Genomic DNA, 25,504 nt, shown 5'->3' on the forward strand with positions numbered 1-25,504 from the left:
AGGGTGAAATCGATGATACATCAAACGCTTAAACCGTTTCCGAAGAATTTCTTATGGGGAGCAGCATCTGCAGCCTATCAAGTGGAGGGTGCTTGGAATGAGGATGGAAAAGGTGTTTCAAACTGGGATATGTTTGTTCGTATACCTGGTAAGACATTTAAAGGAACAAACGGTGATGTGGCAGTAGATCACTACCATCGTTATAAGGAAGATGTTCGCTTGATGGCAGAAATGGGAATGAAAACCTATCGATTTTCTGTTGCTTGGACACGTATTTTTCCAAAAGGCAGAGGAGAAGTTAATCAAAAGGGCTTGGAGTTTTATAATCAATTAATTAATGAATTAAAGGTTAATAACATAGAGCCGATTTTGACATTGTATCATTGGGATTTGCCACAGGCCCTTCAGGATGAGTACGGAGGCTGGGAGTCTAGGAGGATTATTGAGGACTTTACGAATTACAGTATAGAATTATTTAAACACTTTGGTGACCGAGTGAAATATTGGGTTAGCTTAAATGAGCAGAATATATTTACAAGCCACGGATACCAAATGGGGACACATCCTCCAGGTATGAATGATGAAAAACTATTTTATCAAGTCAATCACCATGCAAACTTAGCAAATGCTAGTGTGATCAAAGAATTTCATAAATATGTTCCCGAGGGGAAAATCGGTCCAAGCTTTGCCTACTCACCAGCTTATGCCGCGTCTTCTAGCCCAAAGGATATTATAGCTGCTGAAAATGCCGAGGAGCTAAATAGTCATTGGTGGATGGATACATATATATGGGGTAGGTATCCAGAGGTAGCATGGAATTACTTAGAGAAAAAAGGGCTCTCTCCCACTATTGAAGAAGGGGATCTTGAGTTATTAAAAGAAGGTAAGCCAGACTTTATTGGTTTAAATTACTATCAAACAACAACTTTTGAAGAAAACCCTTTAGTAGGCGGTGTTGGATCATCGGAAATGAATACCACTGGTGAAAAAGGAACGTCGAAAGATACTGGCATACCGGGATTATATAAAACAATTGCCAATCCAAACTTAGAACGCACTAACTGGGATTGGAATATTGATCCGGAAGGGCTGAGAATTGCCCTACGTAGAATGACTAATCGTTATGGTCTTCCTATTCTGATAAGTGAAAATGGGTTAGGAGAATACGATAAGGTAGAAGCGGAAGAAGTGATTCAAGATGATTATCGGATTGAATATTTGCGTTCTCATATTATTGCCATTCAGGAGGCAGTTTCCGATGGCTCCGATGTTCTAGGTTATTGCATTTGGTCCTTCACAGATTTGTTAAGTTGGCTAAACGGCTTCCAAAAACGTTACGGGTTAGTTTATGTAAATCAGCATGAAGAGGGAGAACATGATTTAAAGCGCATTAAGAAGAATAGCTATTATTGGTACAAGAAAGTCATCGAATCGAATGGAACCAACTTGTAGTATGAAGAGTTCTTAAGATTAAGCAAAGTCCGTTTATTTTGAAACACCCCGTAAATGTTAGACTTGAAACTAACATTTTCGGGGTGTTTTATATGGCGTACAGCAGAAGCATATAGTTTACTTGAAACAAAAAACTGGCTTAAGCTCCATAATGCAGAACTTAAGCCAGCCAATTAGCTGTATAGAGAATCTCTTTATAGTCAATGAATCTACTACATAGAGATTAGTTATAAACTAAAATTTAACCTTCTAGTGTTAACACGCCATCTTCCATACGGTACACTTTGTCACAAAACTCTAGCATACGCTCATCATGCGTTACCATTACAGCAGCCTTATTACGTTCTTTGACCTCTTTGCGAATTTGTTTTACTACTTCAAATGCGCGGTTAGAGTCTAAGCTCGCTGTCGGTTCATCTGCCAGGATGATGTTTGAGTTGTTAACAAACGAGCGGGCAATTGCTACACGTTGGCGTTCCCCACCAGATAATTCGTTTGGAAACTTGGATAATTTTGAACCTAATCCTAGGTCGTTTAGCAACTCTTTAGCAAATGCTTTTTCTGCTGGAGTTACCTTTCCTTTCATTTTACAAACAAGTAGCAACTGATCGAGCACGTTTAAATACGGAATTAAGTTCGATGTTTGTAAGATGAAACCTATATCCGTTAGGCGGAATGCTGAAAGATCTTTTTCTTTCATGTTACCAACGTTTGTACCACCTACTAATACTTCCCCTTTAGTAGGCTGAAGTAGAGCACCGGCAATTGATAATAATGTACTTTTCCCTGAACCAGAAGGGCCGATAATGGCGATGAAGTCACCAGGTGCAACTGTTAACGAAACATTTTTTAAAGCGTCAACAGTTGAATCGCCTTCTTTAAATGATTTTGTTACATTGTTTAATACTAAACCTGTCATTTATTCCACTCTCCCAATCGCTGTTAATGGATCGATTTTCGTTACTTGACGTGCGGAAATAACGGAACCTAAAACAGAAACAATTAAAAGAACTACTCCATAGATCAATACCATATTAAAATCTAAGTTGAATGGCATGTCTTCTGGGAAGACTAATGCTGTCAAATAAGTCAATCCGATACCCGCGATAATGCTAACTAACGATAAAACAAATACTTGTGTGACGATTGAATTTTTAATAAATCGGTTTGAAGCACCAATTGCTTTCATAACACCGAACTGCTGCGTTTTTTGTAAAATGAATACATAGAAGAATACAGCAATAATAACTGCAGAGATGGCAAATAAGAAGGCAAGCATCATGTAAATAGTGGCACTTTCTTCTTTATAACCAGGCATTCCCATTACCGCTTCTGATTTCGTGAACGTTTCAATTAAGTCATAGTCATTAGTGATCTGGTCAGCTTCCATTGAAGTTCCTTGTAAAGCAATCATCGTTACAGGATCTTCTAAACCATTATTAGAACCAGGTGCTGCAAAGGCATAAGATTGCCAAGTTGCAACATCAACAAAGACTGTAGGTAAATGGTTAAATGTTTCGCCAGTTGTAAATCCTACTATGTTTAATTTGATGTCTGAACTAGTTACTACAATCGTATCGCCAATTTCATATCCTTTTTTCTGTAGAGATTCATCAATTAGTACACCGAATGGATCATTTGGATCTAATTGCTTACCTTCTACAACTTTTGGTTCGATAAATTTGCCAGGATCAACCCCGATAAAGGCAACATCATGTTTTTCTTTAGTGTTGGAAGTAGCTTCATTTTGAATAATAATTGTAGATTGTCCAAATTTTGCAGCTTCCTTAACACCGTATTTACCCTCAATGTCTTCTGCGATTGCTCCAGACACCTTCGTTTTCATCATCGTTCCCTCAGAGCCCTCTTCATATATGAAAAGATCTCCATCGATATTTTTCATCGTTGCAGCAGCTAATGTGGATAATCCATTACCTAAGCCTGATAAAATAAAAACAAGCCATGCAATTAGCATAATGATTGTGCCAATCATTGCAAAACGTGTTTTGGAATGTTTCATTTCTTTTATTGCTAAAAACATTCTATGTTCCTCCTCTTATATATGTTATTTGACGATAGATTTCTCTATGGTTCTGACTACTTGAAGAACAGATCATAAGAAAACACATTAACTCAATCCAATAAAACTATATTAAAATAACAAAAGTTTGCAAAAAAAATAAATATAGCTTTTTTGAGGTTGAATAATATGTCCCTCCTATACGCCTCGATTTACAGTATAAATCACTAATATGAACTTTAGCTAAACTTTTTAAAAATTTTTTTCGGTTGTTTTTTGTGTAAAAGATATATTTTAATAGTAATTCGTTATATTAATATTATTTTGATGTGAAAGTGTAATTTACTTATATCCTGGAGACCAGACTAGCGGTTTGTTGTTCACTAAGTATTGCACCCCATTAATCTTTTTACTATTTTAAATCTTTTTACATTTTTTGCGGTGAAAATAATTCCCAATATATTCTATTGACCATTTAAATTAATCTTGTTATTATTCTCCTATTGTTTTTAAAAGAATAGATATACCTTGTATAATTTCAAGAATACGGCTTGAAAGTTTCTACTAGCTACCAGTAAATAGCTTGTCTACAAGGAATGGGAAATTAATGATGTTTTTTATTCCATTTTTTGTAGAAAAGCTTTGACCTAATAGTGGTCAAAGCTTTTTTTATATCAAATGGATAATAAAATGAATTGGTTGGAAAACTAACTTCTAAGTCATTCCCTTTCACTTTTTAATTATAGGAAATAGGAGATTACAACATGAGAAACTTTTTTAAATTCACAGAACGGAACACTTCCTATAAGCAGGAATCACTCGCAGGGATAACGACCTTCCTATCGATCGCTTACATATTAGTCGTGAATCCAATTATTCTAAGTCAATCTGGGATGGATAGTGGGGCTGTATTCACGGCTACGGCTCTTACTGCAATCATTGGATCACTACTTATTGGTCTACTTGCTAACTATCCAATCGCAATTGCACCGAGTATGGGTTTGAATTCATTTTTTACTTTTTCTGTCTGTATTGGAATGGGAGTAGAATGGCAAGTCGCTTTGACAGGTGTCTTTGTTGCAGGAATCATTTTTATGCTATTAAGTTTAATGAAAATCCGAGAAAAAATTATTAATATCATTCCTTTGGATTTAAAATATGCGATTGCTTCTGGAATTGGATTCTTCATCACATTTATTGGATTAAAAAATGGAGGAATTATTACTGGCAATCCAGATACATTTGTTTCCATCGGTGATTTAACTTCACCGATGACCGTATTAGCCATCATTGGCCTAATTCTAACGATCGTTATGTTAGTTCGTGGAATAAAGGGCGGCATTTTTTACGGAATGGTCATTACAACGATTATTGGTATGATTTTTGGATTAATTAAAGTTCCCTCATCGATCATTGGAAGTATACCAAGTATTGAGCCAACATTTGGTGTTGTGTTTTATCATTTAGATGAGATTTTTACACCAGAGATACTGACAGTTATTTTCACATTTTTAATCGTTGCCTTTTTTGATACAGCTGGTGCACTTATTGCACTTACTAGTCAGGCAGGAATGATGAAGGGTAATACAATTCCAGATATCGGAAAAGGTTTACTTGCGGATTCTTCTGCTGGTGCAATTGGCGCTATTTTAGGTACATCGACGCCTGCTACGAGTGTGGAATCTTCCGCTGGTATAGCTGTCGGGGGAAGAACAGGCTTTACGTCTGTCGTTATAGCAGCTTGTTTTGTCATTGCGTTATTCTTTTCACCACTGGTTGCCGTTATTTCAGTCGAAGTAACAGCAGCTGCATTAATCATTGTAGGTGCCCTAATGGCCATGGAGATCAGTAAAATAAACTGGTCTAAATTAGAAATTGTCATTCCATCGTTTTTAACAATTATTATGATGCCTCTTACATCAAGTGTGGCAATCGGGATTGGATTAGGTTTTATTCTATATCCAATATGTCTAGTCGCACAAAAGCGCTATAAAGAAGTTCATCCAATTATGTATGTACTTTGCTTGTTATTCATTTTATACTTTGCTTTTATCGTATAGGAAGAGAACCAAAGCTCTGTGAAGAATACAGCATTAGGGTAATTAAATTAATGAGAGTAAACTATAAGAGACGTAGGTTAGTTCAGCTAATCTATGTCTTTTTTATCTCATAAATAACTTAGAAACCTTGCTAGCCCACACACTACTATCCGTACCTTACGAATGCTAATCACACTTAAATCTTGTATTAGTTAGGAATGTGTTATTGTATTATAAATAATAAAACTAATGCCTCGATAAAAATTTATACTTTAAAGATGAAGGAGAATTATATGAGCTGGAGCAAATTGAAGAAAAACTTGGAGAGCTATCTCTGCCCTGCATTATATGGAAGGATTGAATACAGTGCTAGTAGCTATCGTTATTTATCTGACAAATCAGGAACTTGTTATATTACGGTAGATAGAAAGAATGTACTGAATATGAGTGATAAAACAAGTTTAATTAAATGGTATCTAACTGAGCAGGAAATTAAGAATGATGCCACTATCCAAATTCCTATCAGCAATGAGGAAATAGAAGCGGTAAGAAAAGAAAGTAATGGTATGATTCCGGATGAACGTCTACAAGTAATTGCAAGGAGTAGAAAATTATCCGAATACGCAAAGGAGCTTATGTCAGCACAGTCCTCATTGAGTAAATCAAATTTTGTAGTTGTAGCCAATCAGTTTTTATCCACTTCTATAGAAGAAAGCATAGAGAGTAATAATATATTATTGAATGTTCTTGCTTTGGTAGACAGACGACTTGGTAAAAAACGAATTTTAAACATGTCGGAGAAGATGAAGTTAAAACACCCAATAGTGCAGTATTTTTATCAATTACGGCTTAGTACGTTGTGATAATAAATAATGTGATAGCATGCAACAAGCAATCTTGGGGTACTGAATAATAGTTGAGTTTATTAATTTACATTTTCATTTCTACTAACTTATGTTCTTTTATCGTATTTAGAGTTGAAAAAACCACCAACCAGTAATGGAAGGTGGTTATTTTAATATTATTTTAGATTAAAGTCCTGTCTTCCAAGCTCATCGCCCAGTATACCTTGGTTAGCTATTAAAGTAACAGGAGTTTCTAAGTCATCTAACTCATATGCAACTGCATTTTTTACCGTGCCGTCTTGCTTAATTGTTTCCGATTGTGAATCTAAAAAGCTATCATCTGGTGACATGCCAACATCTAATTCATTAATAGCATTAGGGTTGTTATCTTGTACAGCAGTAAAGACAACCATCCATGCCGTCATTGGGTCTATATCTTTGTCACTCAAATTTGTCGTATCATACCAGATAGCAAATAATGGTTTTTCTCCATATTCATTTCCTGTTTCACCTGGTTGGATTACTTTAGTATCGGTAATATTTATTTTTAAGTCGACTAATTTAACTTCATTATCTTTAAAATAAACATTCTCTTCTTTTACCGCTGTTTCCTTTTCAACTTCATTTTCTTTAGGAGCAGCAATATCCTGAGTTTCTTGCGTTTCTTTATCTTCAGTTTTTTTGTCTGCACCACAAGCACCTAGTAGTAGCGCACAAATAATAGTTGCGCTGAAAATTAGTTTTTTATTCATTTATTCTGGTCATCTCCATTCAACTACTCATTTTAGAAGATTCTTGAAAGGAAGTATATAGCAATAATAACCAGTTTATTAAAGGAGTTCTTACATTCTCTAGTCCTTTGCCTTCTGAAACGTTAAAAGAGTAAGCCACATTATTTAGAGAATGTAGTGACAATTATATGTATTACTATATAATTATAACTTGTTCTAATAATGAACAGAATAAGAAGGAGAATACTAAAATGAAGAAGAATTATTTAATCTTACTACTAATAAGCATTTTAATGGTTGGTTGTACCGACGTAGAAGACGCAGCCATTTCAGATGTAGAAACAATTCCAGAAGACGTACCTACAGCTGAATCAAATATAAATAGTGAAAAAGAAGAAGCTATTCCTACTATTGTTGAGGAACCAGTAATTGAAGAAATTACTGACCAAACAAATGATGACTTGTTTTCAGGGTACAAACTAATCGAAGTAGATGGAGGTGATTTGTCTGGATATCGGGAATCTAACGTAGTCGTTGATATTGGGTACGGAGATCGCGAATATTGGGCGTTTACGAACGAACACGGGCAGCTAGTACGTGTTTTTGCGGAAGAAATCACTCTCCAAGATGACAGTACCGAGCCTGTATTATCTTCTGGTAGATACTACTCTGATGAGGCAAAGGTGCCGGGTGTCGAAAGTGAATTTTTAGATGAAGGACATATCATTGCGGATTCTCTCGGAGGGGTATCCAATGCATATAATATTACCCCACAAGAAAGTACGCTCAACCGACATGGTGATCAAGCATATATGGAAGATGCCATTCGTAAAGCGGGTGGAGCTACTAATTTTGAAGCAATTATCACTTATCCAAACACAGAAACGCAGATTCCCTCAAGCTATCAGTATACCTATACGATAATGGGTAACAAAATCGTTGATACATTTGACAACGTTAACCCTGATGAAGTAAATGCATCCCTCGGTTTAACGGGTAATAAGCCTCCTGCTCCTACTAGTTCAAACACTAACGAAGATATTTCCAGTGTGGATACAAACGGTAATGGACAGGTGACGATTAAAGAAGCTAAAGCAGCAGGTTTTAGTATGCCAATCACGAGTGATCATTGGTTATACCCATACATGCATGATAATGATAAGGACGGTATGGTAGGTGAGTAACGCTATACGCCAATTAACTTATTGTTTTTGTTTTCCAGAGAGATACCCTTTATTAGGAATCCGTTAATTTGGGCTATCTTTTATGAGGTAGTTTTGAGCTGCAATCTGGTAACATTCAGGTTTGCAATATAAGCATTATAGTGAAACTTTAATAATAATTAGCCATCTATCTAAAAAAGGTAGATGGCTATTTGTCGAGCATATAAGGCTTATGTAAAATTCCAAAATAGTTCGATATTTTTGATCCGGCCTAACTAGAATCAGTTTAGTTTATAAGTTATTAGATACTTGCTATTGAAATATCTATTATCAAGCTTCCTTTTGGAAACATGTAGATTTTTAAATACCTTTGTTATCTCGAAGTTCTATAATAGTTCCTTCTGGAGCTTTTAGTTTGCATAAGCTACCATTCTCGACATGGTATATGTAATCATTGTTCTTTAACAAAAATTCGGTGCCTATTTCCCTTAGACGAGAGACTTCTGCATGCAAATCTTCAACCCATAAACAAAAATGAACTAGACCTTGTGAATTGGTGTTTCCATCACTAAGTATTTCATCTTGCTTTCCAGTTTGCAGTTCAATATAAAAATTTCCTAATTGTATCCAAGTGTTAAAGCTACGCCCAAGAAAATTGGGTGATTCTTGTACTAGCTTGAAACCTAGCCCTTCCGTATAAAACTTTAATGTTTCTTCATATGTATTCGTTTGTATGCACAAATGATGAACAAAACGTTCTGCCATGAAAACACCCTCTTTCCAATAAGCTATTTCCTTTAACTAATTGTACCAATTAAATCATTAAAATAAATACACATTAAATGACTTAAACCAATGCTAGTAAAGGATTTTTCCTAGGACGTGTCACTAGATTTTGTGACACTATAGAATCAAAAAATAACCTCTTAAAAAGAGGTTATAGCAAGCCTTTCATTCATTAACAGTCGTATGATTTCTGCTGCTTCTTCTAGGTTATCAATTAAAGTGACAGTATTATATGTTAGGTTAGTAATCTCAAACGTATTTGTATTTTCTAAGCAACGAACTTTCGCTACTTGTTTTGATTTTGAACTAAACGTCTGTGTAATTTGAACTTTATTGAACTCACAAAGAGTTTTCAGTGTTGTTATTAGAGTTTCATCTGACATATAAATGTCTCCTTCCTTATAGTGGAAGTGACTAATAGAAGTCGAATGGTTTCCAAGATGAATTTTAGTGAGTTTCAAGACTAACACAGTATGAAGCGAAATTACATTAATATGTTTTACATAAAAGTGTCGTTTCATTGGTTTCATAAATAAAAATAGTAAGAGACTGGGGTACTATCTCTTACTTCGCTCAATTTTATCTAACTTTCTTGTTAATTCATTAAGTTGTTTTTGCATTTGCTCAAGTTGTGCTGATTGACTGTTTTAATCGGTTGAATTTTGGCTTTTTGACTTTTCCAATTCTTGAAGAGCGATACCTGCTGCTAATGCTGCTATGCCATCACCTTTCGTAGTAAGGGTCGCCCCAAAAAGAGCTAGTTTGGCTACTAAAACATCTACGGGTACTTGATTTTGATTATTTTGCTCGTTATTTTTCATAAATATGCATCCTTGTCTATATAGTGGTTCACATTTTCTTCGATCTATCAAAAATGAGGATAAGAGCTACAGAACTCTATATCATATTATTCATTTTTTTAAAACAGGTAAGGGCGATTACCCTGGCATGGAAAAATTATTAAAAAGTACCCTCTTATATAGATGTCTAAAACAGACGATAAACTAAATGACAGGGTTTAGACAATAGTAATAAAACTATTTGTTCACCACCTTTTATTCGAGTGTTATTTTCTAGTGAAAGAATTTTAAGTATATTAGACGAAATTAAAATAATTGAGTGTGTTAGTTTGATAAAAACAGAGTTAAAAGTTTAAAAGTATGAGGTGTTAAAAATGAAGTTCCATCTGTTAGGTGAAAAAACTAAAGTAGAAATAGATGTCTTGACTCGTGAATATCCAAATAGTTCAAGTTATTGGGATGTAAACTGGGTTATTTCAAATGTGAAAGTCGAAATTCCAGGGTATTATGTCAATTTTACAGCCAGTTTAAGAACAGATGAAATAAGGGATTTTGTTAATGAATTGAAATCAATGAATCGATATTTAACAGGTAAAGCGATACTGAAAAATTTAGATAGTTTTATACATTTTGAAGGTGAAATGGATAAGTTAGGTCACATAGACTGGTCTGGAGAAACTTGTTATCCAGCAGGAAGTGGTGCAGTACTAAGCTTCGAATTTGTATCAGATCAATCACATTTAATAAATTTAATAAAAGAATTAGAGAATATAATCTATGTATTTCCAGTAATAGGTTAATTATAATTATTTTTAAAATAGGGTGCAATTTTATCGAGAATTGTGTGTTTTCTTATCTTTAGGTCTATAGAATACAGGTGAGTAATAAATTATGTAATATATGGTATAATGTAACTTAAAGTAAAGGGGGGCTAATAATGTTTAAAGAAATCTTTAACGAGATAATTACAATTACCAATCATGATTATGCTGGATGTGTGGATAAGGAAGGCTGGGATCGACCTGATAAGTATTTAAACAAAATAGAACTCTTAGAAAAAGAAAATACACTAGATGATATGACATTTAGTCAATTGGTTAATGAATACTTATTAGATTTCAATGATAAACATATTTATTTTACTGTCAATCAAGAGTATACATCACATAATAAAACATGTGGTTTTCGAGTAAAATGGTATGATGATGCATTATATGTAATTACAAATATAGAAGAAAAAAGTTTGAAAATAGGCGATAAAATTATTTCAATTGATGGTAAAACAATCAAAGAAACAAGTGAATCTGAAGAAAAAATTCTTCGAGGGTCCATTAAAGAACGCCAACAATGGGAAACTCTATTAAATTATGCTAAATCTATAGAATATGTAAATGGTCAAAATGAAATTAAAACTTTTACATTAGAAAAATATGATATTCAAAAAACAGAAGCAATTTTTGAAAACTATCTAATGGAAGAAAATATATACTATATAAAAATTTCTAATTTAACGGAACAGCAAAAAGTAGAAAATTTATTAAAAGGTTCAATCGAAGATATTAAAAAAAACAAAAATTTAATCGTAGATTTACGGGGGAATGGAGGGGGAAATGCCACCTTGTTGTCTCCTCTAGAACCCATTATGTTTGCGGTTGGTGAAAAACCAAATACAGAATTGCAACCAAGACTTTTCAATTGTACCGAACGAAATGCTGATCTATTTCTTAAAATTTGTAATCAAGTTCGTCATTTAGAAGTGGATTCTAACACAAAAAAGATGCTTGATTTTGCAGAAAATATTTTTAAACATAATACAGGCAAAGGTTTTGTAGAAGTGGACTTTTCTCAAATCCTTGAAACTTTGCAAAAGGACTTTAAGGGAACTTCTAAACCTGAGAAAGTGATTATATTAATGGACGAATATACGGCTAGTGCTGCAGAATCTTTTATTGAAGTATGTGCTGAGTCGTCAAAAGTTACCACAGTTGGCCGATCTACTATGGGGATTAATGATTATAGTGATTTAGTAATGATGGAATGGGAAAATAAATATGCACTTTCATATCCGATATCTAAATTAAAAAGCCAGTCGACTTATCACTCAACTTTTGGTACAGGTATAAAACCCGATATTTATATCAAATGGACACCCGAATTTGTTCTAAAAGATAAGGATATAGAAAAAGCTTTGGAATTAATTCAACAAAAAGTGAATTCATAAAAATTAACAGAAATAAAAAAAGCCTTGTAAGATAGACTCTTTAAAAGTTTATCTTATTTTTTTAGATGATCTAGAAAGTTCATAAAATTAAAGCACTTGATTGTATATAAATATCCATAAATGAAGCTTTACGTCAGATTACACAGTTTTTAGAACAAGCCAAGAAATAATGAAAGCAATGTATATATAGTTTTTGATTAATCTGATGTGTTTCGCCCACGCATCAAGCACTGTCCATTAAGCTGGTGTAAATAACAAACTATTTCAAGAAATATTTAACGGGATGTTAAATAAGTAATAAATGAAAGAACAAATGGTGTATCAAAAATTATTTATAAAATGGATTAGAGGTGTAATTTAGATGGCAGTAGGTATATTAGTAGATTGTTTTTATTACGAATTAGGGCAAAGCGATTTTGTACATACCTTCTTTTCGACAATCTCATATAATCTAGAGAAAGATGGATGGGGAACGAAATACCCATTATTGATGAATGATTTATATCATAACAAATTAAGTTGGAATGATGTCAAGGTTGCAAGAACTAATTTAATTGAAATTGAAAAGCAATTATCAAAGCTCTCGCCAGAACATATTGTATGGGATATTGTTGATATATCAAAAAAACCGCCATGGGGCGAGACAATAAGTCCAAAAGTAACTAATCTAGCTAATTATTTTGCAACAGCTGATGGGGAAACGTTTATTAAAGTAATATTCAAATCGATGGGTGTAGCAGTAGAAGATAAATATGATATGAAACTTAAGAAAATATAACTAAGTTTAAAACATGGGGGAACTTTCTCATGGTTTTTATGATAGGATGGTCGACTAAACAACTACATATTGAATCAAGTCTAGTTACTATTATTATCGAGTGTTATATATCTTTAATATAGAGAGAGTTAGATTGTGGGTCAGAAATCTTCTAGAGAGGGTAAAGTATGAAAACTGATATAAAAGAAATTACTATTCTATTAGAATCACACCGACTTTGGATTGAAACTCTTGGAGAACAGGGAGAGAAACTGGGTATTGATAAAATTGATTTACGGAAATTGAATTTGTCCCATTACCCGCTAGACCAAGCAAATATAACAGATTGCATCTTTGATGGCATGGATTTAAATAACAAGAATCTCTCATCATCTTTATTATGTTCATCAACTTTTATATCTGCAAATTTAGAGGGAGCAGATTTTGGTAAATCTAATGTCTCGTATGTAGATTTCACAAATGCCAATATTAAGGCTTCTAGACTTGCGGATAGTGAATGTATTCAAACAGTATTTATTAAAGCTGATCTATCAGACGCTAATTTGGTAGCTGGACTTTTTGACGAAACTGATTTTCGTAATGCAGTTTTATTAAACGCGGATATACGATTAGCAACATTTGAAAGTGTATTGTTAAACGGAGCAATATTAACTGGAATTCGTGGAATAGAAGAGGCTTTTATAAAAAGTATCAATATAGGAAGCCCAGAACATCCAATAATTCTAACGGATGAAGAAGCTAGGATATGGTTGCGAAATAAAAGTATGAACAATGAGTAAAATTTAAGGAAAGCAATATGTGCGGAGCAGGAATTGACACTTATTGTCCAACTTACCGCTAGTCTAACAAGCGAAGCAAATATTATCATGGATAGGTGATTGACATTGTAGCTCTACATCATCTAGCTGATAACAAAACACAAGACAAAGTTATTGTAAATCAAGCAGGCGATGTGATCGCTGTTATACCCAAATAATTAATAAAAGGGTGAATACAAATGTTTATAAAGTATGATGAATATGATCTATTAGAGCTTTTTCAAAGCGAGCCAGTCAGTGTAACTGGCAATATAGATGATGGAGAATTAATTTATACCCACAAGGATGAACAAAATTTCAAAGTAATTTTTACTTTAGATGTATATAAACAAACGAGTAGTTTAAGCATTACATTTAATGATTTTATAGTATTTACAGGTGACTTTAATAATTTAACAAGTATTAAAAAAGATGATAAAGCTTTTGTAATGTATGTGGGTGAAGAAGAGAGAATAAAAGTTAAATTTTACAAACAAATTGGAGTAGAACTACTTTAATATAGGCTGATTTATTAGATCAAAACATATAATACAATTTCGATATTTTTACCGGTAATCAGTAGATAAGGTAGTGAATGATTTTAAATAACGTTATTGTCGTTATTCCTTGTCTGGCGCTGCATACAAGTTTTTTAAATCTGGTTAAAAGGATAAGTCTGAAGGACTTATGTTTAAATGTTATCCTCACTGTTCATATATTCTAGAAGTATTAATATCAGAGGTGATAAATTTGGAAGAAAAAATATTAAACAAAGAATACATTATGAATAATGGTAAAAAGTTTGATGAAAATTTTGGATACGGTGGAGATGATTATGATTCTTTTATAGTGGAATATGACCAAAATAATAATGAACATCTTTATAGTGGTATAATCTATGACTGTTATGAAAATGGTAATATAGCGAGTTACTATAATGTTAAAAATGGGATTAAGAGTGGGGAAATGGTTAGCTTTTTTTCGAATGGTCAAGTTAAGGAAATTAAACATATAGACAAAAATACTTTAGAAGGAATACAAAAAGAGTTTTATGAAAATGGTTCTACAAAATTAATTGAATGTAGAACATTAGGTAGATTATTGGGGTTTAAAAAATTTAATGAAACAGGAAATTTATTAGAAGAAAAGTCGTTGGAATCTAATTTAACTATTTTTAATAAGTTGGATAAAGGATGAAAAGTGAAGTGGACTATTGAAAATTAAATCAATCTTTATTCAGTGAGAGGTAATGTAAAAAGATGTATATGATGAGACCCAAGTTAAATTTAGTGAAATAGAAAGTTAGGAGATGTTACTTTTTGAAAAAAAATTATATTCAAATGACATATAAGGAAAGGTTAAAGACATATCTAGTTGCAACTATAATTATATTAATCGTTATGTTTTTAATGCCCGTAGAGTATCCTCCTTGGACAATAATACTAAATTTAATTGTTTTACTTATCACTATCCTGTATAACTTTTACAAATGGAAAGTGAAGGCTAATACAAAGTCCAACTCTGTAATTATTTATAATAATATAATGGGCATTATTATTTGCTACTTTATTTTTATACTACCATATAATCCTTCTACTCAAATTAATATAATATATTTTACTTTGCTAATTCCTGTGGGGATTTTTGAATATTATAGAGAACTTAAAAAGCAAGAATAACATCATTCGTTAATAGGGGGCCACTGTTTTATGATAACATTGGAAAATTATTCGAAGTGGGAGTCCTACATTATAATCGAGCATAACAATTATTCAATCATAGAAGATAAGAATAGACATAGAGAAATACAAGGTGTGGGAGGGGTAAGTGAGGATGGTCAGGTGGTTGGTATTTATGTAGAAAATGAAGAGTTAAATTTTTTCTATAATAATCAATCATTTTTGGCTCGTCCTGAAAAATTAGTGTGTAAAAATGAATATGTTTCTAGTTCAGAGAGATGTTTTAATGTAACTATAGAAGGTAAAGAGATTTATAACATAATTTATAAACCTTATATTGATCCAGGTATGATTTATTATGATGCTGATCCAGAAGAATTTGACGTTTTGTTATACTTGAGTAGACTGATGAAGGATAAGGAGTCTTTAAAAGAATTTATGAATGGAATGAAATTAATTAAAGACCGAAAGAATCCTATAAATGATTAGACGATTTATACGGTGCACTGAGGAGATGTATTTACTTAAAGGGTTATACAAACGTAAGGGGAAATAAGCTAATGATAGAAGAGAAACACCATCCTAATACTAAGTGGTACTTGAGTGGAGATTTAAAAATACGTCAACAATACTTGGGAGATGGAAGAATAGGTATTTGGGTTTCAATTCAAAAATTCAATGTTTGTTTTACGATGATAATGTATGACTTTATTGAATGGTGCAAGGTATTGGATATAGATTTAGAGTTGGATTTAATTTGGAAAAATCATAGAGGATTTGTGATTAATAGTAAAGATCAAGTGATAGTTATATCAGAGATAAAAAGATTCATTGATATAAACAATATAGAACCTAGTGAAGCTGATGAGGAATTTTCTGATGAAGAGTGGTATTCATAATATAATTATTTTTATAATGAGATTCCATTCTCTTGGAGAGACATGATAGTATTGCGTCAAAGTAAACACAGGAGTGTCTAGCAGGATTTTCTCTCTATTTTATCGAATTGTGGAGGGAAGAGGGAGGGGTTTTTAAATGTTTGATTATATTCTTAGTGTAAAAAATGATAAAGAGTGGGAAATTATTTCAAGTATTCAAACTAACTTATTTGATATGAAAGACCATTGTTTTGTGATTAATGATAATGAAAAAAACATATTGTTAGATTATAAAAATAAGCCTCTACGTTTAACTACACTAATTACAGATACACAAAACCAGGAAGTTTACGGTTATGACGTAAAGGAATTCGCTGTTTGGACTATAACTGCTAATAGGGTTTACTGTTTGAATCCTAATAAAAACTACAAAGAATTTAGATTACCACTTAATGAAAATTAATATCAAAAACTGCACATCCATTTGGATGTGTTTTTATTTATATTAAAAGGACACTTGAAGAATTAATGACGATCCCGTTAGTGGCATTGGAGCTATTCATCACCGGTTAAGAACCTGGTAATGCTGCACGGGATGGTAAAATAATAAATGAAGGAAAAAATGTGACTGAAAGTATAAGGAATACTGATGAAGGAACGTCTAAGGGCACGAATAATGCTAGACAGAAAGCCAGTGGAGCTACTTCTAAAGTAATTGAAGAACTTAAAGGTCCTGTTATAGATGGAAACCGAGTTGGAAGTAGTAAAAAGATTGATAAAGTAAACCCAGTTTGTGGAAGAGACGAAAAAGGAAAACCCTCATAGAAGAAGAGTTCCCTCATGTTAGTAAAGGAACATGGTTTTGCTGAGTTGTTGATAATTATTCGGGATTTGCAGAGGAGTTTTCACTAGTAGAAGGGGACGGTATTAAAAGAGATTTATATCAAATAACAGGTAGCAATAATGGCAAAAAAGGAGTTTTTGAATTGATTATTGAGCCAAAAGGTGACGTGAGCCACAGGAGGTTCATTGAAAACGGTGTTATAGCGAGTAAACCAAATGAAATTCCAAAAAAGTAGGACGTGAATAATATGAACTTAAAAGATTTAAAAAATAGACATATCAATTATGATTGGAAAACTATTTTTGTAGGTGTCAAAGAAAATTATTTTAGTAAAGACGTTATTTCAGACTATGCGATAGAGTTGATGGAAATTGGAGATAAAAGTGTGATTGTCAGTGAACTAGCATGGGGAGTATCTGATGAAGATTTAGATAAAGTAATGGAAAAAATAAAAAGTAATTATTTTCCCCATTTAGATGGTGAAAGCACAATATTATTAGAGGAGAATAGAAAACTCAGATTTATTTGTTTATCTGAAATAAAGGAAAGATGTAAAGAAGAAAACGAATTACTAAATAAAATTGCAGAGTTTTATGGAAATCATCACTATCCAGAAGATATGGTGAGTTTCGTTAATTATATGCCTCAAGATGTTCCAACTACTATACAAGATTTAGTAAATAGGTTTGATAAATTTTTAGAGCTAGAGAGAGTGAGGTTTTGTTAGTTATTTTACTTGACTTGACTTGACTCTAAGGGCAGAGAAAGAACTAATAAAAATCATTACAAAGTTAAGTCTGTTGGTAGGGAACTTGAAATAACAGGATAGAAGTTAAAGCAATACGTGTATAAACTATTAGTGATTCAGTTATTATTGCCATTCCATATTAATGTTAAGTGTAATGTAAGCTGCTAAGAATTCTCTTGAAAAAGACATCGATGGAATATCCGATTAAGATGACACGCAGATTTTAGTTTGTAATGGTGTCCTTCAAAATTTAACATTTTATTTTTCATAAGATATACCCAGTCACTAATGAAATGTGTTGTAATATCTGATAAATAAAATGGTCTTTGAGCTCGTTCTTCTTGAAAGTTAAAAGAACTTATTGATCTAAACAAAAAATGTATCCAGAAATGAGGAAATAAAATGAATGATATTTTTGTTAAATCACTTTATGAGTCTATCATTAAAGAGAACCTAAAAATATACAAAGAATTGTATGAAACTACGAATGTTACTTCTAAAACAGATGATTATTGGAAAAAAGCTATTGGTTTTTACGATAGTTTAACTGACGAAAATAAAGTTACATTAATGAAGATAATTGAACAAACTATGATTGATACTATTTCAAACATGCTCGGAGTAATTAATGGAAGTTCGACTTTAAAAGATTGTTCGTTAGAACCTAAATTACTTCTTGATTCTATTGATACAGAAGGAGAACTGCAAGATTCTTTTTTAAAATTCATAGAAGAAAGTAAAAGTAACAGCTAATTGGTTTTTTATTTGTATTCGCAACCCAATAGGGAACCATATTTGGAGAGTATAAAGCTGTTAGGGTTGGAGTTATAAAAACAAATGGAGAAATAGGAACTATCTTTCCAGATGCAACAAAACATCCATAGATAGAGTGTGGAGGGCGAATATGGATACTGAAAATAAAATGAGAGCTATATTAAATAAAAGGAAGAAATTAAATTTAAATGATGACTATGGCATACAAAGTAGTTGGGATGAAATAGTACAGGTTCTCGGAGAAAACGAGGGAAATACTTTAAAATATTTAGAGAATTGTAATGCGGAAGATTTGTATTGGATAAGTGAAGTATTTGAGGATATAGCAGAAATAATAAAAAGTAAAGAACTAATTAATTGCCTAAGAAAATTAGATGAAAAATTTCCTGAATTAGAGATGACAAATGATATAAATATAGCAGAAAACTTTATAGAAAATCCATAGGTAAAAAATAATAAACAAAGTTATAGTTTTTTAACTAATGCTAAGCTTTAAAGAAGGAAACGCAGTCGAATGACTTCTGGGATGGGGTACGTATACGACGTGAATAGGCATTAGATTCTCCTTATGATTTTGAAGTGCCAAGGACTTGAACTGGTTATCTAGATACATCAACATCATCAGTACCCTGAGGCATTCCTATACCATTTTTCAAAGGTGGATTAACTGCTGCAAAAGATCTGTCACTTATCATCTAACGAGCAATGGCTATGTTGATTTAGCAAAATTAAAGAAAATAAGATCAACTAAATTGAAATAAAGGAGGACAGATTTTGACTCAAATTACTCAAATGAATAAAGAAATTTTTTCAACAAATTTATCTAAAGCAGTTGAAAAGATTAAAGAAGTTAGGGAAATTTCAAGTGATAAAATTAAATTTATTATAGATCATGTGGAAGAACATGGGGAAATATTAGATGGTGGCGATGAAATGATGAAACGTCTTGTTTTATCTAAAGAGAATATTGGTGGTAAAAGACTATTAATAGAGGATGCTGTTGGAGTCTTAGGAGGACTTTTCTCGAAAGCCCCCATGTGGATTAATATATCTTTTATAGGAATGGAAGGAGATACCGCCATATTCAAATTGGAAACTAGTTTACGTTTTAGAAAACCAACATTATTAAGGAATGCTGAAACAGGTCATGCACCTTTTAACGTCATCATATAAAATTTTGTAACAGATTTTTGAATAATGGTATCATGTTTATCCTTGGATTATAATTATCGGGAGTGAAGCTAGTGGAAAAGATAAAGCAGTTGCTCACACAAATAAACACTTTACCAAATAGTCGTATCTTTGAGCCTTCTGGATTACCCATTATTGATGAAGAAAAGCATATTTTACCTAATGATTTAAAAGAGTTTTATAGTCTTTGCGGTGGATTAGTTCTATTTGAAGATGAGGAATATCCAATACATATTGTGTCTCCTGATAAGTTTGTATTGGCAAACCCAATAATTGTAGGAGAATTATGTGAAGAAGATATTTCATCTAACTGGTATATTATTGGTGATGATGGAACGGATGAATACTTAACTACTGACCTCAATGAAGATAGACTAGGTAGATGCTACGATAGTTTTTTTGACCGCCATGGGCTTGTAGGTGAGTCCCAGATTATAGCTACTTCGTTTACTGATTTACTTGAACAACTTATAAAAAATAAAGGGCAATATTGGTATTGGCTTAGAAGTGATTTTATCTCTCTAGGTGATGCATATGATGAAATTGAATAGCTTATAATTTGTATAAAGAAAAAGCTGAACTTGATTGGCAATATGCCTTTCAAAGTTTCTTTTTGTTGGCTGCTCATGAAAAGCACATTTCTAATACGCCAAATTTCAAACAAGAAATAGCAAATGGAAAAAACAAGAGTATTTTCTATGGCGATATTAAAACAGCACAAGAATTGCTTGATCAGTTTGCAGGGAAAGCTCAACTACTGCCAAACGGTAAAAAAGAAAGAGTAGACTTTGGTAAAACTATTGGGCATTACTATGATCGAAATACCGGTGAATATCTTGATACTACTAATGGATTGATACATTATGGCAAAGATGGAGCTCATATAGTACCGTCAAGGCCGTAAAAACAAAAGAAAAGAGGATGTATATGGGGTATGACTCTTTAATAGGAACATTAATAAAATATGAACATAGTGACATGATACTAGAATGGGAAAATGGATTAAGGATTGTTGGTGTACTAGATACAGTTTTTGAAACAGATAATGGGTTAGATGACGACGATGTAAATTATACCGAATATGATGCAGCTGTTTTTCAAGTAAATGATATTTTAGCGCATCCTACTAAGGAGGAAAGTCGTTTATATAATTGGTTAATACAAAAGAAAGGTTCATTAGTTGAAATTTCACTTTATGATGATCCGCCAAGTGCAGTTTTTTTAACTGAAGGAGAAAGTGTATGGAAAAGGGATAGTAAAAAATAAAAACGTTACTTTAAACATAACCTTGATGGGCTAAATTGCCTTTCAAGGTTTTTTTACTTTAATTTATATTAAGTCTGCTGATATTAGTGAGAATCAAATTGAAAATGATTAGATTGTAAGGATGTTTCTAGTAATGGCGGAGAAGTCCATCATATGCCAGTTTATTCTGTTAGTCCGAAAAGTAGAGGTAACAGTCCTGGTGTAAGAATGAAACCATAGACCATAGACAAACAGCGAGTGGGGGTAAAATCTTTAATAGAACAAGGGAAATTAAATGAGGCTCAAAATATGGACATTAATGATTTAAGAAATAAGTTTGGTAACAAATATCATGAAGGTATTAGACAAATGTTAGAATATACTAAAAGATTAAACAAATCTGGGTGGGGTAAAAAATGAATGAACTTATAATAACTCCTAATAAGGGAGTAGGTCCAATTAGTTTTGGCATGACAAGAGAGGAGGTTAGAAATGTTTTAGGAGGAAATGTAGTAGGATATAAAAAAATGCCTATGTCTGATACTTTTACAGATGCATTTAATGATCATGGAATACACATATATTACGATAGTAACGATACGTGTGAAGCAATTGAAATGGCACTACCAGCAGACCCAAAATTTTCACATAAACACATGATTGGAAGGCCTTTTAGCGAACTGAAGTCAACTATTATTTCACAAGATAGTGATGTTGAATTGGATGAAACAGGCTTATTATCTTTCCCACTAGGGATTGGACTTTTTGTTCCTGAACTTGAGGATTCTGAAGATAGTCTTGTTGAAAGTGTAATTGTTTTTAAAGAGGGCTATTACGAATAATAGTGGAGGGCACCAAGTTAAATTCCTAAGGGTACTTATGAAAATGATAAGGTATTAACAAAAAATGTAGTATTAATAGATGCAAAGAGAAGCGCGGGAATACCTAACTCTACTCAGCACAAGAAACCTGTCGATGTTTATGATGAAACAACTGAAAATAGAAGAGAGTATGAATTTGAAGTAAATGGTAAGAAAAAAATATATCATAGAGCACCGAGTAGATAAATTCGTGAGGTCCTCATTTCACGGTACTGACGATTTGAAAGGAAGCCCATTCGAAAACGGAAGATATAATCAGTAGCCTGGACATTTTCCGGAAGATTTAGTTGATTATAAAAAGAAGGGTCGACCGTGAGAAAGGTGATTAATATGAGTGACGAAAGAAAAACAAAAATGGAGCTGTTAAAAAGAAAAAGTAGAAGAAAGAATTTATTAAAAGAAATAAACTTCATGAATCTTTCAGAGGAACCTTTTTTAAATATCGAAGATAATGATTTATTTTGTAAGAATGTGTTTTCCCTACTTAACAGAAAGGAAAATAAGATTCAATTGCAAGGAGATAGCTATAAAGAACATATTCAAAAATCAAGACAATTGTTAAACGATACTATTGATAATATCGAAGTAATACCAAAACAAGGAAGACTATTAATTTTTAGAGAAAATGAAATAGAAGCAGTGTTGGTTAATGTTAATGAAGTATTTAGTCACTTAAATGAAATGATTGAGTTAACAAAGTTTTCAGGTGGCTATGGTGATTTTATTCTAGTTGCAGAAGATTTTAATTTTGGTTTGTGTATTGAACGAACGGAATATTTTTATGAGTTAAGTGTTTGGGGACTATCATAAGGAAAAATATGAGAACCTCGATTGGCTAGAAGTCTTTCAAGGTTTTTTACTTTAATTTGTTTTAAACTAAAAGAAATCCCAGACTTTATATATGATAACTTGGCTATTTATATTAATAAAAAGAAATTTGACAATGCTACTAATAACGAAAATATAAACCAATTATCGCAAGATAAAAATAAGTGTATAAAACTATTGAAAATAGAGGAGTATAAGATCTTGGAAACAAGCTCAAGTACAAAATCATGAATTGAATACATTCTTAGTTTGAAGCCTCACTAATATGGGATAAATGAATTGGTTTTGCGCTGAAAAAATTAGAAACTAAGCGTATTAAAGAACAACGTTGTTAATAGAGTAAGAAATTCCAAACAGGATATTCGGACAATTGAAACACAAGTAATACTAGTGAAGGAATATCCAAGGGTACGGTAAAAGATGTTACTTTTAAAAGGGGTTATGATACACATTTAACCGTAGTGGAGGGTTTTAAAGCAAAGCCGAATATAAGAATATTGAATTGGAAGTTATTCACAATAACGATGAAAAACTTAAACCATAAAAGAGGAGTGATATCTTGGAAGACTGGGAATATAATGAAATATTTGAGGCTATTAATGAAGACTACGATGATTATTTAAAATTAAATAGAGGACATGAATATGCAATAGCAAGAACTGTTAATGATTATATAAATCTTGGAAAGATAGAAGATTTAATTGTTGATACTGCTATAGGTGAAATATTGTTATCCCAAAATAAGGTCTTTATTGGATATGTTGAAGGGATAACAAAGAGGTTAAGTATGTTTGAAGATTTAGATGCTATAAGTGAACTGACACATGAAGAATTAGCAGACTTGATTAATAGGATAGAGAAAGTACTAGATGGTCTGAGTAAAGTTGAGTTAGAATATAACCCTTACTCTGAGTAGTAATTGCGATATTCCCCTCAAAAAAAATCTCCTTTAGATAAATTTGGAGTTGTTTGGACTAATTCACAGCAAGTGAAATCAGCAAGAACTAAGAGAATAAAATATTTGCAGGATTTGGAGAAAAAGAACTTGAGGATGAAGTCGCTAAACTTCATGATCAAGGTATGTCAATAGAAGATATTGCAAGGTCAAAAGTTGAACAACGTAATCTCGATAGTATATTGACTCTAATAGATTTGAAGTCTTAGAAGCAATGAAAGAATGTACTATCCAACAATATGGCAGACCACAAGGACCAACTCCAGAGCAACTTTTTGAAAAATGTGGTTTTTGGGATGAAGTCATTTACAGTAGTGTAGTCCGGAGGTTAAAGCAAAGAGAACGGGCTCTAATCAATCATGGTTTCCTGAAAATTGGACAGAAGTTGATATTAGAGCAACAGGAGCTAAGAATTATTAATTATATAATTTTCAAATATGGATAATGGAAGGGCTATATTTGGAGAGTATAAGGCTGTTAGGTTTGGAGTTATAAAAACAAATGAAATAGGAACTAACTTTCCAGATGCAACAAAACAACCGTAAATATAGTGTGGAGGCTGAATATGGATACTGAAAATAAAATGAGAGCAATATTAAATAAAAGGAAAAAATTAAATTTAAATGATGACTATGGCATACAAAGTAGTTGGGATGAAATAGTACAGGTTCTCGGAGAAAACGAGGAAAATACTTTAAACTATTTAGATAATTGTAGTGCTGAAGACTTATATTGGATAAGTGAAGTTTTGGAGGATTTAGGAGAAATAATACAAAGTAAAGAACTAATTAATTGCCTAAGAAAACTGGATGAAAAATTCCCTGAATTAGAAATGACAAATGATATAGATATAGCAGAAAGTTTTATAGAAAATCCATAGGTAAAAAATAATAAATAAAGTTATAGTTTTCTAACTAGTGCTAAGCTGTAAAGAAGGAAACGCAGTCGAATGACTTCTGGGATGGGGTACGAAAGGGTCTAGCGAATTGACGAGGGAAAATCTTATCCCTATTTACAAACTTTTGAGAGTACGCAATGTACTGCCTTTCCGCTCTTCCGAAGAACAGCTAAGTAGCGTTATTTTATAACTTTTTTAAGAGTAGAAAGACAAGAATAATTTTCCTGTGATAGAATTTATTTGTATGGACGGGGGGATTAGTATGACAAAGTTAAAAGTTGTAGCTGGAGTAGCTATATTAATTATCATAATGAGACAATTTATTTTATACGATGTACCAGAGTTGTTTCCCATTGGTCAAGAATTAGGAGAGTTACTTTTTAATCTTAGCATAGGTTACTTGGTTACTTTTTGGTTTTATTTTTTGACTGTTTATAGACCTGAACAAGAGCATAAGAAAAGGGCAAATGCTTATGCGAAGGAGTTCGTCAAAAAGATTGTCCAAGCTTATGAGAGTTTAATTGAAGATTTGATAGAATCTCAATCATCTTTAGTAAGTACATTACAATTAAATATTGATTCAAAAGAAGCATTAATTGCTATTTTAAAAATCACAGATTCAACAAAATTATCACCAAGAATGAACAATATGTTTGTACCAATGACATGGGCTGATCTGTTCCTAAATCAAAGAAATCAAATTGAACGATTTTTAAGGGAAATAACGATAGTTTACGGTCACCTTGAACCTCATCAAAATGAAGTAATCACCAAAATGCTAAGTCACCACCTCTTGGAACATATAAGAAATATTCCACTAAGCACAATTCAAAATCTTGATTTTCTCGCTGAAGGAATGTGGGAGTTTGGCACTTTAGTTAAAGAGCTAAAAAAAGAGTTTGATGAAGAGTTGGAACCTATTGCGTCGTAGAAAAGTGTAATAGCTTAGAA

General features: G+C 32.5%; 34 protein-coding genes and 1 riboswitch. Of the genes, 28 read left to right on the top strand and 6 right to left on the bottom strand.

The window, feature by feature from the left end; all coding sequences use genetic code 11:
* Window positions 1-12: 12 nt before the first annotated feature.
* On the top strand, window positions 13-1,452 hold the full coding sequence (locus tag M3627_RS17420; RefSeq protein ID WP_251556776.1) for a glycoside hydrolase family 1 protein: 1,440 nt from the start codon (window positions 13-15) through the stop codon (window positions 1,450-1,452).
* A 241-nt stretch (window positions 1,453-1,693) separates the two neighbouring features.
* On the opposite strand, the gene M3627_RS17425 is transcribed toward M3627_RS17420, so the two are convergent.
* Window positions 1,694-2,371 (bottom strand): ABC transporter ATP-binding protein, encoded by a 678-nt coding sequence (locus tag M3627_RS17425; RefSeq protein WP_169361071.1) that lies wholly within the window; start codon window positions 2,369-2,371, stop codon window positions 1,694-1,696.
* The gene (locus tag M3627_RS17430) at window positions 2,372-3,493 is read right to left on the bottom strand and encodes an ABC transporter permease (RefSeq protein ID WP_251556777.1); all 1,122 of its coding nucleotides are present in this window, start codon (window positions 3,491-3,493) and stop codon (window positions 2,372-2,374) included.
* 487 nt (window positions 3,494-3,980) lie between these two features.
* Window positions 3,981-4,082: riboswitch (purine riboswitch) on the top strand.
* 154 nt (window positions 4,083-4,236) lie between these two features.
* On the opposite strand from M3627_RS17430, the gene M3627_RS17435 reads away from it, so the two are divergent.
* Window positions 4,237-5,532 (top strand): NCS2 family permease, encoded by a 1,296-nt coding sequence (locus tag M3627_RS17435; RefSeq protein WP_169361069.1) that lies wholly within the window; start codon window positions 4,237-4,239, stop codon window positions 5,530-5,532.
* A 272-nt stretch (window positions 5,533-5,804) separates the two neighbouring features.
* Complete coding sequence (locus M3627_RS17440) at window positions 5,805-6,374, top strand: SF0329 family protein (RefSeq protein ID WP_251556778.1); 570 nt, start codon at window positions 5,805-5,807, stop codon at window positions 6,372-6,374.
* 158 nt (window positions 6,375-6,532) lie between these two features.
* On the opposite strand, the gene M3627_RS17445 is transcribed toward M3627_RS17440, so the two are convergent.
* Window positions 6,533-7,108, bottom strand: coding sequence for a DUF5067 domain-containing protein (locus tag M3627_RS17445; RefSeq protein ID WP_251556779.1), 576 nt, complete (start codon window positions 7,106-7,108; stop codon window positions 6,533-6,535).
* 230 nt (window positions 7,109-7,338) lie between these two features.
* Here M3627_RS17445 and M3627_RS17450 point away from each other — a divergent pair, with 230 nt between their 5' ends.
* Entirely contained in the window at window positions 7,339-8,271 is a 933-nt protein-coding gene (locus M3627_RS17450) for a DNA/RNA non-specific endonuclease (RefSeq protein WP_251556780.1), read from the top strand.
* Window positions 8,272-8,610: 339 nt separating this feature from the next.
* Here the strand turns inward: M3627_RS17450 and M3627_RS17455 are convergent, their stop codons facing one another.
* The 3 genes from M3627_RS17455 to M3627_RS17465 form a co-directional block, all read right to left on the bottom strand.
* The gene (locus M3627_RS17455; protein ID WP_251556781.1) at window positions 8,611-9,015 is read right to left on the bottom strand and encodes a VOC family protein; all 405 of its coding nucleotides are present in this window, start codon (window positions 9,013-9,015) and stop codon (window positions 8,611-8,613) included.
* A 161-nt stretch (window positions 9,016-9,176) separates the two neighbouring features.
* Entirely contained in the window at window positions 9,177-9,419 is a 243-nt protein-coding gene (locus M3627_RS17460) for a hypothetical protein (protein ID WP_251556782.1), read from the bottom strand.
* Between the two features lie 264 nt (window positions 9,420-9,683).
* Entirely contained in the window at window positions 9,684-9,857 is a 174-nt protein-coding gene (locus M3627_RS17465) for a hypothetical protein (RefSeq protein ID WP_251556783.1), read from the bottom strand.
* 353 nt (window positions 9,858-10,210) lie between these two features.
* On the opposite strand from M3627_RS17465, the gene M3627_RS17470 reads away from it, so the two are divergent.
* The 24 genes from M3627_RS17470 to M3627_RS17585 all read left to right on the top strand — a co-directional run bounded on the left by M3627_RS17470 (window position 10,211) and on the right by M3627_RS17585 (window position 25,484).
* On the top strand, window positions 10,211-10,636 hold the full coding sequence (locus M3627_RS17470) for a WapI family immunity protein (protein ID WP_251556784.1): 426 nt from the start codon (window positions 10,211-10,213) through the stop codon (window positions 10,634-10,636).
* 137 nt (window positions 10,637-10,773) lie between these two features.
* A complete protein-coding gene (locus tag M3627_RS17475; RefSeq protein WP_251556785.1) occupies window positions 10,774-12,057 on the top strand; it encodes a S41 family peptidase in 1,284 nt (427 codons plus the stop codon).
* A gap of 361 nt (window positions 12,058-12,418) precedes the next feature.
* Window positions 12,419-12,835, top strand: a complete 417-nt coding sequence (locus M3627_RS17480) for an immunity 70 family protein (protein WP_251556786.1) — start codon at window positions 12,419-12,421, stop codon at window positions 12,833-12,835.
* A gap of 167 nt (window positions 12,836-13,002) precedes the next feature.
* On the top strand, window positions 13,003-13,614 hold the full coding sequence (locus M3627_RS17485) for a pentapeptide repeat-containing protein (protein ID WP_251556787.1): 612 nt from the start codon (window positions 13,003-13,005) through the stop codon (window positions 13,612-13,614).
* A 218-nt stretch (window positions 13,615-13,832) separates the two neighbouring features.
* Entirely contained in the window at window positions 13,833-14,150 is a 318-nt protein-coding gene (locus tag M3627_RS17490) for a hypothetical protein (RefSeq protein ID WP_251556789.1), read from the top strand.
* A 232-nt stretch (window positions 14,151-14,382) separates the two neighbouring features.
* Complete coding sequence (locus M3627_RS17495) at window positions 14,383-14,829, top strand: toxin-antitoxin system YwqK family antitoxin (protein WP_251556790.1); 447 nt, start codon at window positions 14,383-14,385, stop codon at window positions 14,827-14,829.
* A 512-nt stretch (window positions 14,830-15,341) separates the two neighbouring features.
* On the top strand, window positions 15,342-15,800 hold the full coding sequence (locus M3627_RS17500; RefSeq protein ID WP_251556791.1) for a hypothetical protein: 459 nt from the start codon (window positions 15,342-15,344) through the stop codon (window positions 15,798-15,800).
* Window positions 15,801-15,871: 71 nt separating this feature from the next.
* Window positions 15,872-16,210 carry a hypothetical protein gene (locus M3627_RS17505; RefSeq protein WP_251556792.1) on the top strand — a complete coding sequence of 113 codons (339 nt, stop codon included), beginning with the start codon at window positions 15,872-15,874 and terminating at the stop codon, window positions 16,208-16,210.
* Between the two features lie 136 nt (window positions 16,211-16,346).
* Window positions 16,347-16,652 (top strand): hypothetical protein, encoded by a 306-nt coding sequence (locus tag M3627_RS17510; protein WP_251556793.1) that lies wholly within the window; start codon window positions 16,347-16,349, stop codon window positions 16,650-16,652.
* A gap of 161 nt (window positions 16,653-16,813) precedes the next feature.
* Window positions 16,814-17,014 (top strand): hypothetical protein, encoded by a 201-nt coding sequence (locus M3627_RS17515; RefSeq protein WP_251556794.1) that lies wholly within the window; start codon window positions 16,814-16,816, stop codon window positions 17,012-17,014.
* Between the two features lie 266 nt (window positions 17,015-17,280).
* Complete coding sequence (locus tag M3627_RS17520; RefSeq protein WP_251556795.1) at window positions 17,281-17,760, top strand: DUF2247 family protein; 480 nt, start codon at window positions 17,281-17,283, stop codon at window positions 17,758-17,760.
* Window positions 17,761-18,183: 423 nt separating this feature from the next.
* A complete protein-coding gene (locus M3627_RS17525) occupies window positions 18,184-18,534 on the top strand; it encodes a transposase (RefSeq protein WP_251556797.1) in 351 nt (116 codons plus the stop codon).
* Window positions 18,535-18,685: 151 nt separating this feature from the next.
* Entirely contained in the window at window positions 18,686-19,000 is a 315-nt protein-coding gene (locus M3627_RS17530) for a hypothetical protein (RefSeq protein WP_251556799.1), read from the top strand.
* Window positions 19,001-19,329: 329 nt separating this feature from the next.
* On the top strand, window positions 19,330-19,728 hold the full coding sequence (locus tag M3627_RS17535; protein ID WP_251556801.1) for a hypothetical protein: 399 nt from the start codon (window positions 19,330-19,332) through the stop codon (window positions 19,726-19,728).
* A gap of 71 nt (window positions 19,729-19,799) precedes the next feature.
* Complete coding sequence (locus M3627_RS17540; RefSeq protein WP_251556803.1) at window positions 19,800-20,297, top strand: SMI1/KNR4 family protein; 498 nt, start codon at window positions 19,800-19,802, stop codon at window positions 20,295-20,297.
* 8 nt (window positions 20,298-20,305) lie between these two features.
* Window positions 20,306-20,650 carry a polymorphic toxin type 50 domain-containing protein gene (locus M3627_RS17545; RefSeq protein ID WP_251556804.1) on the top strand — a complete coding sequence of 115 codons (345 nt, stop codon included), beginning with the start codon at window positions 20,306-20,308 and terminating at the stop codon, window positions 20,648-20,650.
* Window positions 20,651-20,673: 23 nt separating this feature from the next.
* Window positions 20,674-21,012, top strand: coding sequence for a hypothetical protein (locus M3627_RS17550; RefSeq protein WP_251556806.1), 339 nt, complete (start codon window positions 20,674-20,676; stop codon window positions 21,010-21,012).
* 237 nt (window positions 21,013-21,249) lie between these two features.
* Window positions 21,250-21,411 (top strand): hypothetical protein, encoded by a 162-nt coding sequence (locus M3627_RS17555; protein ID WP_251556807.1) that lies wholly within the window; start codon window positions 21,250-21,252, stop codon window positions 21,409-21,411.
* Window positions 21,408-21,833 (top strand): hypothetical protein, encoded by a 426-nt coding sequence (locus M3627_RS17560; RefSeq protein WP_251556809.1) that lies wholly within the window; start codon window positions 21,408-21,410, stop codon window positions 21,831-21,833. The genes M3627_RS17555 and M3627_RS17560 overlap by 4 nt, the downstream gene beginning before the upstream one ends.
* A gap of 351 nt (window positions 21,834-22,184) precedes the next feature.
* Window positions 22,185-22,682: a YxiF family protein gene (locus tag M3627_RS17565; protein WP_251556810.1), complete on the top strand. Its 498-nt coding sequence runs from the start codon at window positions 22,185-22,187 to the stop codon at window positions 22,680-22,682.
* A 577-nt stretch (window positions 22,683-23,259) separates the two neighbouring features.
* A complete protein-coding gene (locus M3627_RS17570; protein WP_251556811.1) occupies window positions 23,260-23,616 on the top strand; it encodes an Imm3 family immunity protein in 357 nt (118 codons plus the stop codon).
* 253 nt (window positions 23,617-23,869) lie between these two features.
* The gene (locus tag M3627_RS17575) at window positions 23,870-24,100 is read left to right on the top strand and encodes a hypothetical protein (protein ID WP_251556812.1); all 231 of its coding nucleotides are present in this window, start codon (window positions 23,870-23,872) and stop codon (window positions 24,098-24,100) included.
* Between the two features lie 120 nt (window positions 24,101-24,220).
* Window positions 24,221-24,535 carry a hypothetical protein gene (locus tag M3627_RS17580; protein ID WP_251556813.1) on the top strand — a complete coding sequence of 105 codons (315 nt, stop codon included), beginning with the start codon at window positions 24,221-24,223 and terminating at the stop codon, window positions 24,533-24,535.
* A 280-nt stretch (window positions 24,536-24,815) separates the two neighbouring features.
* A complete protein-coding gene (locus tag M3627_RS17585; RefSeq protein ID WP_251556814.1) occupies window positions 24,816-25,484 on the top strand; it encodes a hypothetical protein in 669 nt (222 codons plus the stop codon).
* The last annotated feature ends 20 nt before the right edge of the window (window positions 25,485-25,504 follow it).

The organism is Psychrobacillus sp. MER TA 171 (assembly GCF_023713305.1).
Classification (GTDB): Bacteria; Bacillota; Bacilli; order Bacillales_A; family Planococcaceae; genus Psychrobacillus.

Coding starts and splice junctions, on each gene's coding strand:
- M3627_RS17420 (WP_251556776.1), top strand. CDS start 13: ATGATACATCAAACGCTTAAACCGTTTCCGAAGAATTTCTTATGGGGA.
- M3627_RS17425 (WP_169361071.1), bottom strand. CDS start 2,371: ATGACAGGTTTAGTATTAAACAATGTAACAAAATCATTTAAAGAAGGC.
- M3627_RS17430 (WP_251556777.1), bottom strand. CDS start 3,493: ATGTTTTTAGCAATAAAAGAAATGAAACATTCCAAAACACGTTTTGCA.
- M3627_RS17435 (WP_169361069.1), top strand. CDS start 4,237: ATGAGAAACTTTTTTAAATTCACAGAACGGAACACTTCCTATAAGCAG.
- M3627_RS17440 (WP_251556778.1), top strand. CDS start 5,805: ATGAGCTGGAGCAAATTGAAGAAAAACTTGGAGAGCTATCTCTGCCCT.
- M3627_RS17445 (WP_251556779.1), bottom strand. CDS start 7,108: ATGAATAAAAAACTAATTTTCAGCGCAACTATTATTTGTGCGCTACTA.
- M3627_RS17450 (WP_251556780.1), top strand. CDS start 7,339: ATGAAGAAGAATTATTTAATCTTACTACTAATAAGCATTTTAATGGTT.
- M3627_RS17455 (WP_251556781.1), bottom strand. CDS start 9,015: ATGGCAGAACGTTTTGTTCATCATTTGTGCATACAAACGAATACATAT.
- M3627_RS17460 (WP_251556782.1), bottom strand. CDS start 9,419: ATGTCAGATGAAACTCTAATAACAACACTGAAAACTCTTTGTGAGTTC.
- M3627_RS17465 (WP_251556783.1), bottom strand. CDS start 9,857: ATGAAAAATAACGAGCAAAATAATCAAAATCAAGTACCCGTAGATGTT.
- M3627_RS17470 (WP_251556784.1), top strand. CDS start 10,211: ATGAAGTTCCATCTGTTAGGTGAAAAAACTAAAGTAGAAATAGATGTC.
- M3627_RS17475 (WP_251556785.1), top strand. CDS start 10,774: ATGTTTAAAGAAATCTTTAACGAGATAATTACAATTACCAATCATGAT.
- M3627_RS17480 (WP_251556786.1), top strand. CDS start 12,419: ATGGCAGTAGGTATATTAGTAGATTGTTTTTATTACGAATTAGGGCAA.
- M3627_RS17485 (WP_251556787.1), top strand. CDS start 13,003: ATGAAAACTGATATAAAAGAAATTACTATTCTATTAGAATCACACCGA.
- M3627_RS17490 (WP_251556789.1), top strand. CDS start 13,833: ATGTTTATAAAGTATGATGAATATGATCTATTAGAGCTTTTTCAAAGC.
- M3627_RS17500 (WP_251556791.1), top strand. CDS start 15,342: ATGATAACATTGGAAAATTATTCGAAGTGGGAGTCCTACATTATAATC.
- M3627_RS17505 (WP_251556792.1), top strand. CDS start 15,872: ATGATAGAAGAGAAACACCATCCTAATACTAAGTGGTACTTGAGTGGA.
- M3627_RS17510 (WP_251556793.1), top strand. CDS start 16,347: ATGTTTGATTATATTCTTAGTGTAAAAAATGATAAAGAGTGGGAAATT.
- M3627_RS17520 (WP_251556795.1), top strand. CDS start 17,281: ATGAACTTAAAAGATTTAAAAAATAGACATATCAATTATGATTGGAAA.
- M3627_RS17525 (WP_251556797.1), top strand. CDS start 18,184: ATGAATGATATTTTTGTTAAATCACTTTATGAGTCTATCATTAAAGAG.
- M3627_RS17530 (WP_251556799.1), top strand. CDS start 18,686: ATGGATACTGAAAATAAAATGAGAGCTATATTAAATAAAAGGAAGAAA.
- M3627_RS17550 (WP_251556806.1), top strand. CDS start 20,674: ATGGGGTATGACTCTTTAATAGGAACATTAATAAAATATGAACATAGT.
- M3627_RS17560 (WP_251556809.1), top strand. CDS start 21,408: ATGAATGAACTTATAATAACTCCTAATAAGGGAGTAGGTCCAATTAGT.
- M3627_RS17575 (WP_251556812.1), top strand. CDS start 23,870: ATGAAAGAATGTACTATCCAACAATATGGCAGACCACAAGGACCAACT.
- M3627_RS17580 (WP_251556813.1), top strand. CDS start 24,221: ATGGATACTGAAAATAAAATGAGAGCAATATTAAATAAAAGGAAAAAA.
- M3627_RS17585 (WP_251556814.1), top strand. CDS start 24,816: ATGACAAAGTTAAAAGTTGTAGCTGGAGTAGCTATATTAATTATCATA.